This window comes from Streptomyces pyxinicus (genome assembly GCF_024753135.1).
Classification (GTDB): Bacteria; Actinomycetota; Actinomycetes; order Streptomycetales; family Streptomycetaceae; genus Streptomyces; species Streptomyces pyxinicus.
The window spans coordinates 16,560-30,300 of record NZ_JANUGP010000018.1 but is presented as its reverse complement, the minus strand read 5'-3'; the positions used below and the strand labels follow the sequence as shown (position 1 = coordinate 30,300).

The following is a 13,741-nucleotide window of genomic DNA, read 5'->3' as shown; positions in this document are numbered from 1 at the left end:
CGGCCAGGCACTCCTCCTCCACAGCGGGCCGAGCCCCCGGCAAGGCGTCCCCGGCCGCAGCCACCGCGTCGGGGATCGTTGCCGGTGGACACTCAGGCAGAGCCTCCGAACCACCCGCCCGTACGGCCGCCCCCGACGGCTCCGCCACAGCCCCCGGGACGGCCTCCGCTCCCGGCACGGGCACAGCGTCCGGTAGCAGCGCTGCCGTCGTCACGGGCACCACCCCCGGCAGCACCACCCCCGCCCCCCACTTCCCGCCCTCCTCCGGGACCAGGAGTTCGGCCACGTCCAGGATGTGGTGGCCGGCCATCGCGGGGAGGCAGCGGCCGCGGGCGGGGCCGATGGGGGTGGTCCAGGCCGGCGGGATGGCCGCGAGGCCCTGCGTCGCGCCGGACAGCGCGCCCGCCACCGCCGCCGTGGTGTCCGCGTCGCGGCCCATGTTGACCGCCGTCAGCACCGCCTCGCGGAAGTCGCCGTCGGCCGCCGCGTACGCCCCGAAGGCGAGGGCCACCGCCTCCGGGGCCAGGTCGGTCCACGGGTAGCCGCCGATCACGACCGCGGAGCGCACCGCGCGCTCGCCCCGGTGGGCCACCGTCACCGCCCGGCGCAGCGAGCGGGCCGTCCAGGAGTCGTCCGGGATGGCCGCGAGGGCCGCGGCCACCACCACCGGGACCGGCGCCCCCGCCATCGCCGCCGCCACGCCCGCCGCGACCGCCTGGCCGCCGTAGATGCCCTCGCCCTCGTGGCTGACCGAGCCGTCGACCGCCACCAGCCGTGCCGCCTCGCCGGGGCGCCCGGCGGCGAAGACCCCGAACGGCGCCGCCCGCATCGCCAGCCCGTCGCTCCAGGCGTGCCGGTGCTGGGCCGAGATCGGCGCGGCGAGGCCCCGGCGCAGGTTCTCCAGCGTGCCGCGCTCGCTGAAGCCCGCGCCCCGGAAGGGGCCCTCGGCCCGGTCCGCGATCCACTCGTGCCAGGCCGCCTCCACGTGCGCCGGCGTCAGGGCCGAGCCGTGCCGGGCCAGCAGCAGACCGGAGAAGATCGCGTACTCGGTGTCGTCCGTGCCGCACGGCCGCTCGGCGACGTAACCGGTGATGCGGCCCCAGCGGGCGCGGATCTCGGAGGGCCGCAGGTTCTCCGCCGGCGCCCCCAGCGCGTCGCCGACCGCGAGTCCGAGCAGCGCGCCACGCGCCCGTTCCCGCAGTCCGACGGCGTCCCCGATCCTTGCCATGGGTGGCCTCCTTCCGCGCCTTTGCGGATGTGTCCCACGGGAAGGCTTCCGGCGTGCCTCCCGGGCACGTCCATCACCCACTCGGCATCCGAGTAGATAGTGGCTCAAATGAGCAATGAGCCATAAAGCCGCAGGTTAGCCCAGGCTCTCCTTGCTGGCGGGGCGGGAATGATCGGCGTAGATTCTGGGTTGTCAAAAGATAGAACTCGTCCAAAGTTAGCTTCGGCTAACCTTCCCGGGGGTCCGCATGGCGATCATCGACACCGAGGCCGCGCTGCACGAGGCGCACCGCGACAACCACACCCACCGCGACGTCAACGGCGGCTGGCTGCGCCCGGCCGTGTTCGGCGCGATGGACGGCCTCGTCTCCAACCTGGCGCTGATGACCGGCGTGGCCGGCGGTTCCGTCGGGCAGCACACGATCGTCATCACCGGGCTCGCCGGCCTCGCCGCCGGCGCCTTCTCCATGGCCGCCGGCGAGTACACCTCCGTCGCCTCCCAGCGTGAGCTGGTCCAGGCCGAGCTGGACGTCGAGCGCCGTGAGCTGCGCAAGCACCCCCAGGACGAGGAGGACGAGCTGGCCGCGCTGTACGTGGCGCGGGGCGTGGAGCCGGAGCTGGCCCGGCAGGTCGCCCGGCAGCTGTCCGAGGATCCCGAACAGGCCCTGGAGATCCACGCCCGCGAGGAGTTGGGCATCGACCCCGGCGACCTGCCCTCCCCGCTGGTCGCCGCCGTGTCCTCCTTCGGCTCCTTCGCCCTCGGCGCCCTGCTGCCCGTGCTGCCGTACCTGCTCGGCGCGACCGTCCTGTGGCCCGCCGTGCTGCTCGCCCTCGCCGGGCTCTTCGGCTGCGGTGCCGTGGTGGCCCGGGTGACCGCGCGCACCTGGTGGTTCAGCGGTCTGCGGCAGCTCGCGCTCGGCGGTGCGGCGGCCGGTGTGACGTACGCCCTGGGCGTCCTGTTCGGAACGGCCGTAGGATAAGCGAGACGGTACTTATGCAAGGGACTGTATAAGTAGTTGTTACTTGCTGGTTTCGAGGGCCCGCCCATCGGGCATGAGCCGTAAGCACCGCGGGCAATGACGCCTGCCGTATCTCGCAGCACCTCCCGCGGAGGGGGCCGACGACGCCCTCCCCGCCCCCCGGGTCCGACGGACACCGATCCGACCGATCTCGTCCGCGACGCCCCCGTACCTGTTTCGCCGCCGCCGCGCGGCACCCGCGCCGCCCCGTGCGCCACACGGTCACCGACCTTGTGGTGTCCGCATGTTGGAATGCAGTATCCGGTTCCCGAGAACCGACCCATCATGTAACCTGCACGAAATTTTGCACTCCGCAGAGGGCCAACGTCGTCCCTCGGCACCTGCCACATGCCACATGACGACGACGGGAGAGCCGATGCGTACGCCGCGCCAGCCGTCCCAGCAGACCACGAATGGCCAGAACTGGTCGTTCATGGATGCTCGCCCTGCTGCGCAGGGTATGTACGACCCCCGTGACGAACACGACGCCTGCGGTGTCGGTTTCGTCGCCACTCTCACCGGCGAGGCGTCCCACACCCTGGTGGACCAGGCACTCACCGTGCTGCGCAACCTGGAGCACCGCGGTGCCACCGGCTCCGAGCCCGATTCGGGTGACGGCGCGGGCATCCTGTCCCAGGTTCCGGACGCCTTCTTCCGCGAGGTGGCCGGATTCGAGCTGCCCGCCGCCGGCTCCTACGCCGTCGGCATCGCCTTCCTGCCCGAGGACGGGACCGCGGACGCCGTCGCCGCCATCGAGGCGATCGCCGGCGAGGCGGGCCTGACCGTCCTCGGCTGGCGCGAGGTCCCCGTCGCCCCCAGCCTGCTGGGCGCCACCGCCCGCTCCACCATGCCGGCCTTCCGGCAGCTCTTCGTCACGGACGGCGCCGCCGAGGGCATCGCGCTGGACCGCAAGGCGTTCGTGCTGCGCAAGCGCGCCGAGCGCGAGGCGGGCGTGTACTTCCCGTCGCTGTCCGCCCGCACCATCGTCTACAAGGGCATGCTGACCACCGGCCAGCTGGAGCCCTTCTTCCCGGACCTGTCCGACCGCCGCTTCGCCTCCGCGATCGCGCTCGTGCACTCCCGGTTCTCCACGAACACCTTCCCGTCGTGGCCGCTCGCGCACCCGTACCGCTTCGTCGCGCACAACGGTGAGATCAACACCGTCAAGGGCAACCGCAACTGGATGCGCGCCCGCGAGTCCCAGCTCGCCTCCGACCTGTTCGGCCCCCAGGAGAACCTGGACCGCGTCTTCCCGGTGTGTACGCCGGACGCCTCCGACTCCGCCTCCTTCGACGAGGTGCTGGAGCTGCTCCACCTGGGCGGGCGCTCGCTGCCGCACTCCGTGCTGATGATGATCCCGGAGGCCTGGGAGAACCACGCCGCCATGGACGAGGACCGGCGCGCCTTCTACCAGTTCCACTCCACGATGATGGAGCCCTGGGACGGCCCCGCCTGTGTCACCTTCACCGACGGCACCCAGGTCGGCGCCGTCCTCGACCGCAACGGCCTGCGCCCCGGCCGCTACTGGGTGACCGACGAGGGCCTGGTCGTCCTCGGCTCCGAGGTCGGCGTCCTCGACATCGACCCGGCCCGGGTGGTCCGCAAGGGCCGCCTCCAGCCCGGCCGCATGTTCCTGGTGGACACCGCCGAGCACCGCATCATCGAGGACGACGAGATCAAGGCGTCCCTCGCCGCCGAGCAGCCGTACGCCGAATGGCTGGAGGCCGGCGAGATCGAACTGGGCGACCTGCCCGAGCGCGAGCACATCGTGCACACCCACGCCTCGGTCACCCGCCGCCAGCAGACCTTCGGGTACACCGAGGAGGAGCTGCGCGTCATCCTCGCCCCGATGGCCCGCACCGGCGCCGAGCCGATCGGCTCCATGGGCACCGACTCGCCCATCGCCGCCCTCTCCGAGCGCCCCCGGCTGCTCTTCGACTACTTCACCCAGCTGTTCGCGCAGGTCACCAACCCGCCGCTGGACGCCATCCGCGAGGAACTGGTCACCTCCCTGCGTTCCTCGCTGGGCCCGCAGGGCAACCTGCTCGACCCGGGCGCCGCGTCCTGCCGGTCCGTCGTGCTGCCCTTCCCGGTGATCGACAACGACGAACTGGCCAAGCTCATCCACATCAACGCCGACGGCGACATGCCCGGCTTCAAGGCCGCGACCCTCTCCGGTCTGTACCGGGTCTCCGGCGGCGGCGACTCCCTCGCCGCCCGTATCGAGGAGATCTGCGCCGAGGCCGACGCGGCCATCGACAACGGCGCCCGCCTGATCGTCCTGTCCGACCGGCACTCCGACGCCGAGCACGCGCCGATCCCCTCGCTGCTGCTCACCGCGGCCGTCCACCACCACCTCATCCGCACCAAGCAGCGCACCCACGTGGGCCTGCTGGTCGAGGCCGGCGACGTCCGCGAGGTCCACCACGTCGCCCTGCTGATCGGCTTCGGCGCCGCCGCCGTCAACCCGTACCTGGCGATGGAGTCCGTCGAGGACCTGCTGCGCGCCGGCACCTTCATCACCGGCGTCGAGCCCGAGAAGGGCATCCAGAACCTGATCTACGCCCTCGGCAAGGGTGTCCTGAAGGTCATGTCCAAGATGGGCATCTCCACCGTCGCCTCCTACCGCGGCGCCCAGGTCTTCGAGGCCGTCGGCCTGGACGACGCCTTCGTCGCGAAGTACTTCGACGGCACCGCCACCAAGATCGGCGGCGTCGGCATCGACGTCATCGCCCGGGAGGTCGCCGCCCGCCACGCCAAGGCCTACCCGGCCTCCGGCATCGCCCCGGCGCACCGCGCCCTGGAGATCGGCGGCGAGTACCAGTGGCGCCGCGAGGGCGAACCGCACCTGTTCGACCCGGAGACCGTCTTCCGCCTCCAGCACTCCACCCGCTCCGGCCGCTTCGACATCTTCAAGAAGTACACCGACCGGGTGAACGAGCAGTCCGAGCGCCTGATGACGCTGCGCGGCCTGTTCGGCTTCAGGTCCGACCGCGCCGCCATCCCGGTCGACGAGGTCGAGCCGGTCGAGGAGATCGTCAAGCGGTTCTCCACCGGCGCCATGTCGTACGGCTCCATCTCCAAGGAGGCGCACGAGACCCTCGCCATCGCCATGAACCAGCTCGGCGGCAAGTCGAACACCGGCGAGGGCGGCGAGGACCCCGAGCGCCTGTACGACCCCGCGCGGCGCTCGGCAATCAAGCAGGTCGCCTCCGGCCGCTTCGGCGTCACCTCCGAGTACCTGGTCAACGCGGACGACATCCAGATCAAGATGGCCCAGGGCGCCAAGCCCGGCGAGGGTGGCCAGCTGCCCGGCCACAAGGTCTACCCCTGGGTCGCCAAGACCCGGCACTCCACGCCGGGCGTCGGCCTGATCTCCCCGCCGCCGCACCACGACATCTACTCCATCGAGGACCTGGCGCAGCTCATCCATGACCTGAAGAACGCCAACCCCGGCGCCCGCATCCACGTGAAGCTGGTCTCCGAGGTCGGCGTCGGCACGGTCGCGGCCGGCGTGTCCAAGGCCCACGCGGACGTCGTCCTGATCTCCGGCCACGACGGCGGCACCGGCGCCTCCCCGCTCACCTCGCTCAAGCACGCGGGCGGTCCCTGGGAGCTGGGTCTGGCCGAGACGCAGCAGACCCTGCTGCTCAACGGACTGCGCGACCGCATCGTGGTGCAGACCGACGGCCAGCTCAAGACCGGCCGGGACGTGGTCGTCGCCGCGCTGCTCGGCGCCGAGGAGTTCGGTTTCGCGACCGCGCCGCTCGTCGTCGCCGGCTGCGTCATGATGCGCGTCTGCCACCTGGACACCTGCCCGGTCGGCATCGCCACCCAGAACCCGGTGCTGCGCGAGCGCTTCGCCGGCCAGGCCGAGCACGTCGTCAACTTCTTCCGGTTCATCGCCGAGGAGGTCCGCGAACTCCTCGCCGAGCTGGGCTTCCGCTCCATCGAGGAGGCCGTCGGCCACGCCGAGATGCTGGACGTCGAGCGCGCCGTCGACCACTGGAAGGCGCAGGGCCTTGACCTGGAGCCGCTGTTCCACGTGCCGGACCTGCCCGAGGGCGCCGTCCGCCACCAGCTCATCGCCCAGGACCACGGTCTGGAGAAGGCGCTGGACAACGAGCTGATCAAGCTCGCCGCCGACGCCCTCGCCGTGAACGACGCCACCGAGGCGCACCCGGTGCGCGCCCAGGTCGCCATCCGCAACATCAACCGCACGGTCGGCACCATGCTCGGCCACGAGGTGACCAAGCGGTTCGGCGGCGCGGGCCTGCCCGAGGACACCATCGACATCACCTTCACCGGCAGCGCCGGCCAGTCCTTCGGCGCGTTCCTGCCGCACGGCGTCACGCTGCGCCTGGAGGGCGACGCCAACGACTACGTCGGCAAGGGCCTCTCCGGCGGCCGGATCGTCGTCCGCCCGGACCGCGCGGCCGACCACCTCGCCGAGTACTCGACCATCGCGGGCAACACCATCGGCTACGGCGCCACCGGCGGGGAGCTGTTCCTGCGCGGCCGTACCGGAGAGCGGTTCTGCGTGCGCAACTCCGGGGCGCTGGTCGTCTCCGAGGGCGTGGGCGACCACGGCTGCGAGTACATGACCGGCGGCCACGCGGTCGTCCTCGGCCCGACCGGCCGCAACTTCGCGGCGGGCATGTCGGGCGGTATCGCGTACGTCATCGACCTGGACCGCGACAACGTCAACGCCGGCAACGCCGGCGCGGTCGAGGCGCTGGACGCGACGGACCGGCAGTGGCTGCACGACGTGGTGCGCCGGCACGCCGAGGAGACAGGTTCGACTGTCGCGGGCAAGCTGCTCGCCGACTGGGACAACGCCGTGGAGCGCTTCAGCAAGATCATCCCCAGCACGTACAAGGCAGTGCTCGCCGCCAAGGACGCCGCCGAGCGAGCCGGTCTCTCCGAGACCGAGATCACCGAGAAGATGATGGAGGCGGCGATCAATGGCTGACCCGAAGGGCTTCCTGAACCACGGCCGCGAGGTCGCCAAGACCCGTCCCGTCGGTGAGCGCGTCAAGGACTGGAACGAGGTCTACGCCCCCGGCGCCCTGCTGCCGATCATCGGCAAGCAGGCCGGCCGGTGCATGGACTGCGGCATCCCGTTCTGCCACAACGGCTGTCCGCTCGGGAACCTCATCCCCGAGTGGAACGACTACGCCTACCGCGAGGACTGGGCCGCCGCCCAGGAGCGCCTGCACGCGACCAACAATTTCCCGGAGTTCACCGGCCGGCTGTGCCCGGCGCCGTGCGAGTCCGCGTGCGTGCTCGGCATCAACCAGCAGCCGGTGACCATCAAGAACGTCGAGGTCTCGATCATCGACAAGGCCTGGGAGACCGGGGACGTCGCCCCGCAGATCCCCGAGCGCCTGTCCGGCAAGACGGTCGCGGTCATCGGCTCGGGACCGGCCGGTCTCGCCGCCGCCCAGCAGCTCACCCGGGCCGGCCACACGGTCGCCGTCTACGAGCGCGCGGACCGCATCGGCGGCCTGCTGCGGTACGGCATCCCCGAGTTCAAGATGGAGAAGCGGCACATCAACCGCCGTATCGAGCAGATGCGCGCGGAGGGCACCCGCTTCCGTACGGGTGTCGAGATCGGCCGGGACCTGGGCGCCCGCGACCTGAAGAAGCGGTACGACGCGATCGTGATCGCCGCCGGTGCCACCACCGCCCGCGACCTGCAGGTGCCCGGTCGCGAGCTGAAGGGGGTCTACCAGGCGATGGAGTACCTGCCCCTGTCCAACAAGGTGCAGGAGGGCGACTTCGTCAGCCCGCCGATCTCGGCCGAGGGCAAGCACGTCGTCGTCATCGGCGGCGGTGACACCGGCGCGGACTGCGTGGGCACCGCCCACCGGCAGGGCGCGGCCTCCGTCACCCAGCTGGAGATCATGCCCCGCCCGAACGACGAGCGGCACCCGATCGGCCAGCCCTGGCCGACCTTCCCGATCCTCTACAAGGTCACCTCGGCCCACGAGGAGGGCGGCGAGCGGATCTACTCCGCCTCCACCACCCACTTCGAGGGCGACGAGGACGGCAACGTGCAGTGGCTGCACCTGGCCGAAGTCGAGTTCGTGGACGGCAAGTTGACCCAGAAGCCGGGCAGCGAACGCAAGATCCCGGCCCAGCTGGTCACCCTCGCGATGGGCTTCACCGGCACCGACCGGGACAACGGCCTGGTGGACCAGTTCGGCCTCGACCTGGACGAACGCGGTAACATCGCCCGCGACGCCGACTTCCAGACCAACGTCCCGGGTGTGTTCGTCGCCGGTGACGCCGGCCGCGGCCAGTCCCTCATCGTCTGGGCGATCGCGGAGGGCCGCTCGGCCGCCCGCGGAGTCGACCGCCACCTGACCGGAGCCAGCGACCTGCCGGCCCCGATCCGCCCGACAGACCGCGCCCTCGCGGTCTGACGGCCCCCAGAACGTCCCGTACAAAGGCGTACGGGCGGGTCCTCCAGGGGACACCCCCGGACCCCCGCCGACGGCGCCTGCCCACTCGTCCCCGACCGGACACCAGGGCGGGCGCCGCCGCATGTCCGGGTTCGAGGACCACGGCGTAGGCTCGCCCCCTGGACAGCCGTAGGGGGGACACCATGGCCGCGATCAGTCTGGACAAGGTGCTGGAGGCCGCGCCCGCCCTCGTGGGCGCCTACCGATCCGCCGGGGTGTCGCTGCGCAAGCACGGCCTGGACGGACTGCGCGCCGCCGTCTACCTGGTCGTCGACCACTCCGGCTCGATGCGGCCGTACTACCGGGACGGCACCGTGCAGGCACTCGCCGAGCGGGTGCTCGGGCTGTCGGCGCACCTGGACGACGACGGCCGGGTGCCCGTGGTGTTCTTCTCCACCGACGTCGACGCGGTCGCCGACATCGAGCTGGGCGCTCACGAGGGCCGCATGGAGCGGATCGCCGCCGGGCTCGGGCACATGGGACGCACCAACTACCACCTGGCGATGGACGCCGTCATCGACCACTACCTCGACAGCGGCGCCACCGACCCCGCCTTCGTGGTCTTCCAGACCGACGGCGGCCCCACCAGCCGGGCCGCCGCCGAACGCTATCTGTGCAAGGCGGCCAGGCTGCCGCTGTTCTGGCAGTTCGTCGGCTTCGGCGATCCGGACGGCGCGCAGTTCGACTTCCTGCGCCGTCTGGACGAACTGCCGGTGCCCGCCACCCGGGTCGTGGACAACGCCGGCTTCTTCCACGCCGGCCGGGACCCGCGCCGAGTCTCCGACGACGCGCTGTACGACCGGCTCGTCGCGGAGTTCCCGCACTGGCTCATGGCCGCGCGGGCCGCGGGAATCGTGGGCGGTGACCCGGAAAGAGCGGGGTGACCCCTAGGTGTCGCACTCCAGCACCGTCCGGCACAACCCGCACCGTGCCCTGACCCGGCCCCGTACCGGGACCCTGATGCGCTGGTGGCAGGTGGGGCAGGGGAAGGAGACGCGGAGGTGGCCGGAGTCGGGGTCGGGGGAGAAGGTGTAGGGGGCCGTCGGCTGGGTGGCGGGGGAGTGCCGGCGGTCGTGGGCGTAGCGGCGCCGGGCCGCCCAGCCGGCCGCGGTCAGGGGTGGCTGCCGGGTGTCCTGGCGGGCCCGGGCCAGGCCCTTGGTGTAGGCGGTGCAAGCCTCCGCGCTGGTGAACCACACCGCCGGGTCCTCGCCGAAGAGCAGCGCCCGCTTGGCCAGGACGTAGCCGAACTCCTCCGGGGTGAGATAGCCGAGCTTCTGCGAGGAGACCCCGTCCTGCCGGAACGCGTCCAGCAGCAGCCAGCCCGCGCCCAGATATGTCGTCACCGTGTCCGTGAGGATCTCGTTCTCCGCCGTCGTCGGGAAGGCGAGGTCCAGGCGGTGCAGGTAGACGTGGGCCACCTCGTGCGCGAGGGCCGCGCCGATGTCCCGGCGGTGGGTGCGGAAACGGTCGTTCAGCTCCACGAAGTACTCGGGGCCCGCCGTCAGTTCGACGTTCGCCGCGTGCGTCATCTCCCGGAAGCCGACGATCAGCCGGGCGTCCGGCAGCCGGAAGTGCCGCACGACCTCCCGGGCCACCCGCTGCGCGCCCAGGTGCAGGTCGTCGATGTCGCGGAACGCCACGTCGGCCGGGGCCAGGCTGGCCGAGAACGTGCTGACGGTGTCGTAGGACAGCCGCCGGTACAGCGCGGTGATCGCGGCCCGTACCGTCTCCAGGTGCGGGAAGCCGTGCTCGACCGGTCCGCCGTCGGCCACGTCCGCACCCCCAAAGACGCTGGAACACCCCCTCCACTGTAGGCGGGACCCGCTCACACCGGCAGCAGTCGCGGCGGCCGGTCCGCCTCGGTCTCCGCCAGGTCGAGGAGCCACAGCTCGTTCGCGCCCTCGCGCAGCACCGGTCCCGGCACGTACAGGGACCGCTGGGGCCCCGCGGACCAGTAGCGGCCCAGGTTGAAGCCGTTGAGCCAGGCGAAGCCCCGGGTCCGGCCGGGCAGCTCCAGCCGCGCGTCCCCGGCGCCGCGCACGGTCAGCGTGCCCCGGTACAGGCCGGGCCCGCCCCCCTCGGGGAGATCCCGGAAGGGTACCCGCGCCACGCCCTCCTCGAAGGCGTCCAGGTCCAGGCCCCGCGCGCGCACCCGGTGCAGGTACTGCCGCTCGTGCAGGATGCCGCCGGTCAGGCCCTTCGGCTCGCCACCGCGCGGCCCGTAGTTCACCCGCCCCAGCGACTCGACCCACAGCTCCACGCGCGCGGGGCCCGCGACCGGCGCCTTCAGCCCCGGCTCCGCCTCGGTCAGCACCCCGGCCGGCTCGCCGTCGACGTACACCGTGGCGAGGTCCCGGAGCCCGCGCACGCTCAGCGGGTACGGCTGCCGGGGCCCGGGCACGTCCACCGCGTACCGCACCAGGCCCCGGGTGACCCCGAGGTCCTCGAAGGCCGGTGGCATCGGGGTCACGGTCTCCGGGCCGCCCAGCGCCTCCAGTACGGCGTCCAGGGGCGCCCAGCCGGTGAGCGCAGCCTCGGCCGGTGCCTCCAGGACGGCGAGCGGTGGGGGCGGGTCCGGCAGCGGTCCGTCGGCATAGTCCGCCAGCACCTCGCGGAAGCGGTGGAACTTCTCCGTCGGGCGGCCGTACTCGTCCACCGGCGCGTCGTAGTCGTACGACGTCACGTCCGGCCGGAACTCCCCCTCGTGCAGCTCCCCGCCCCGGTTGGCCCCCGCCCAGCCCCCGAAACTGGTGCCGCCGTGCGCCATGTAGAGGTTCACCGACGCGCCGCACTCCAGGATCTCCCGCAGCGCCCCGGCGGCCTCGCCCGGGTCCCGCGCGACATGCTCGCCGCCCCAGTGGTCGAACCAGCCGCACCAGAACTCCATACACATCAGCGGCCCCCCGGGTCGGTGCCGGCGCAGCGTCCCGAACGCCGCGCGCGCGTGGGAGCCGAAGTTCACCGTGGCGAGCACCCCGGGCAGCGAGCCGCCGGTCAGCATGTGGTCCTCGGGGCCGTCCGAGGTGAACAGCGGCACCGTCACCCCCTCCGCGCGCAGCAGCGCGGCCAGCTCCGCCAGATAGCCGGTGTCGCTGCCGTAGCTGCCGTACTCGTTCTCCACCTGCACCATCAGCACCGGCCCGCCCCGGTCGGCCTGCCGGGGGACGATCTCGGGCAGCAGCCGGCCGAACCAGTCCCGCACCGGGGACATCCAGCGGGCGTCCCGGGTACGCGCGCGGGGGCCCGCCTCGCCCGTCAGCCAGGCCGGCACCCCGCCGTTCTCCCACTCGGCGCAGATGTACGGCCCCGGCCGCACGATCGCCCACAGGCCCGCCGCCCGCACCGCGTCCAGGAACCGGCCCACCGCCCCGACGTCCCGGTGCCGCCCCCGGACCGGCTCGTGCAGGTTCCACGGGACGTACGTCTCCACGCAGTTCAGGCCCATCGCCCGCAGCGTCGCCAGCCGGTGTCCCCACTGGTCCTCGTGCACCCGGAAGTAGTGCAACGCGCCGGACAGCAGCCGCACCGGCCGCCCGTCCAGCCGGAACTCCGATTCCCCCACCGTGAACTCGCTCATGCGCCCAGCCTCACCCCTGGCGGTGGCCCGGCGCCATGGACGAAGATCGGCACCGCTTGGACAAACGCACCCGCGCGCACCGGCCCCCCACCGGCGCCCGCGCCCACCCCTTGGATTCAGCAACGGCCCCGGGAGGAGCACCGGTGTACCAGACCTGGATGCGGTTCCTCAGCCCCGGCCCCGCCCACCACCGGCTGGGCCTGGCCTGTCTCGGCGTCGGCCTCCAGCACGGCGCGCTGCCCACGGTCGGCCCCCGCACCCTCGGCCACCACGTGGCCGTCGTCATCAGCGCCGGCCGCGGCTGGTACCGGGGCGCCGACGGCCGCCGGGCGACCGTCACGGCGCCCGCCCTGCTCTGGCTCACCCCCGGCGTGCCCCACCACTACGGGCCCGACCCGGACACCGGCTGGGACGAGGGCTTCGTCGACTTCGCCGGCCCCGCCACCGCCACCTACACCGAACTCGGCTACATCGAACCCGAGCGGCCCGTCGTCCCGCTCTCCGACGCCGCCGCCCCGCGCGCGGTGATCGCCCGCATCGCCCGCGCCGCCCGTCGCGGCAACCCCCTGCTGGAGGTGGAGACCGGCGCCGCCGTGCACGAACTCCTCGTCGCCCTGCGCCGGGCCCGCGCCGACCTCGCCCCCGACGGCGACCAGGTGCTCGAAGCCCTCGCCCGGGACGCCTGCACCCCGATGAGCGTCGCCGACCACGCCGCCCGGCACGGCATGACCCCCGCCGAACTGCGCGGCGCCGTCCGCCGGGCCGCCGGGTGCAGCCCCAAGGACTACCTGCTCGGCATCCGCCTCGGCCGCGCCAAGGACCTGCTCGCCGGCACCGACCTGCCCGTCGCCGCCGTCGCCCGCCGCGTCGGCTACGACGACCCCGCCTACTTCTCCCGCCTGTTCACCCGCCGCGTCGGCCTCGCCCCGGTCCGCTTCCGCGCCCAGCAGGGCCGCACCGTCCCCGGCGGCTGGAGCGACCGCGTCCCCGACCCCGCGCACCCGCCGATGATCCACTCCCCGGACACCCGGTAGCCGGCGCCCGGCGAACCCCTAGGGTTGACCCCTATGACCACCAGCAACACCGGAAGCGGTGACATGGCCTCCGAGGTCCGCCAGGAACTGGAGCGGCTGCGCGACAGCATCGACAACATCGACGCCGCCGTCGTCCACATGCTCGCCGAACGCTTCAAGGCCACCCAGCAGGTCGGCAGGCTCAAGGCCGTGCACCAGCTGCCGCCCGCCGACCCCGCGCGCGAGGGCCGCCAGATCGAGCGGCTGCGGCGCCTCGCCGAGAACGCCAAGCTCGACCCGGCCTTCGCCGAGAAGTTCCTGAACTTCATCATCGCCGAGGTCATCCGGCACCACGAGCGCATCGCCGAGGACACCAACGGCGACTGACCGGCCGGACAAAGGCCGTATACCGGCCCGCCCCTGTGCGCTGTCGGTCCG

At 72.7% G+C, this 13,741-nt stretch carries 8 protein-coding genes and 1 pseudogene; 6 read left to right on the top strand and 3 right to left on the bottom strand.

What is annotated here, in order from left to right:
• Positions 1–49: 49 nt before the first annotated feature.
• A pseudogene (locus NX794_RS22395) lies at positions 50–1,228 on the bottom strand (ADP-ribosylglycohydrolase family protein); the annotation flags it as partial.
• Between the two features lie 247 nt (positions 1,229–1,475).
• Between NX794_RS22395 and NX794_RS22390 the strand changes: the two are divergent.
• The 4 genes from NX794_RS22390 (at position 1,476) to NX794_RS22375 (ending at position 9,597) form a co-directional block, all read left to right on the top strand.
• The gene (locus tag NX794_RS22390) at positions 1,476–2,207 is read left to right on the top strand and encodes a VIT1/CCC1 transporter family protein (protein WP_258780501.1); all 732 of its coding nucleotides are present in this window, start codon (positions 1,476–1,478) and stop codon (positions 2,205–2,207) included.
• A 499-nt stretch (positions 2,208–2,706) separates the two neighbouring features.
• Entirely contained in the window at positions 2,707–7,218 is a 4,512-nt protein-coding gene (gene gltB, locus NX794_RS22385) for a glutamate synthase large subunit (RefSeq protein WP_258780643.1), read from the top strand.
• The gene (locus tag NX794_RS22380; RefSeq protein WP_258780500.1) at positions 7,211–8,674 is read left to right on the top strand and encodes a glutamate synthase subunit beta; all 1,464 of its coding nucleotides are present in this window, start codon (positions 7,211–7,213) and stop codon (positions 8,672–8,674) included. Before gltB ends, NX794_RS22380 begins: the two co-directional genes overlap by 8 nt.
• Positions 8,675–8,856: 182 nt before the next feature.
• Complete coding sequence (locus NX794_RS22375) at positions 8,857–9,597, top strand: vWA domain-containing protein (RefSeq protein WP_258780499.1); 741 nt, start codon at positions 8,857–8,859, stop codon at positions 9,595–9,597.
• Between the two features lie 3 nt (positions 9,598–9,600).
• Here NX794_RS22375 and NX794_RS22370 read toward each other — a convergent pair whose 3' ends face one another.
• Positions 9,601–10,485: a hypothetical protein gene (locus NX794_RS22370; protein WP_258780498.1), complete on the bottom strand. Its 885-nt coding sequence runs from the start codon at positions 10,483–10,485 to the stop codon at positions 9,601–9,603.
• Positions 10,486–10,538: 53 nt separating this feature from the next.
• Positions 10,539–12,290, bottom strand: coding sequence for a glycoside hydrolase family 35 protein (locus NX794_RS22365; RefSeq protein WP_258780496.1), 1,752 nt, complete (start codon positions 12,288–12,290; stop codon positions 10,539–10,541).
• Positions 12,291–12,433: 143 nt separating this feature from the next.
• On the opposite strand from NX794_RS22365, the gene NX794_RS22360 reads away from it, so the two are divergent.
• Both NX794_RS22360 and NX794_RS22355 read left to right on the top strand, forming a co-directional pair.
• On the top strand, positions 12,434–13,324 hold the full coding sequence (locus NX794_RS22360) for a helix-turn-helix domain-containing protein (protein ID WP_258780495.1): 891 nt from the start codon (positions 12,434–12,436) through the stop codon (positions 13,322–13,324).
• Positions 13,325–13,357: 33 nt separating this feature from the next.
• Positions 13,358–13,690: a chorismate mutase gene (locus tag NX794_RS22355; protein ID WP_258780494.1), complete on the top strand. Its 333-nt coding sequence runs from the start codon at positions 13,358–13,360 to the stop codon at positions 13,688–13,690.
• The last annotated feature ends 51 nt before the right edge of the window (positions 13,691–13,741 follow it).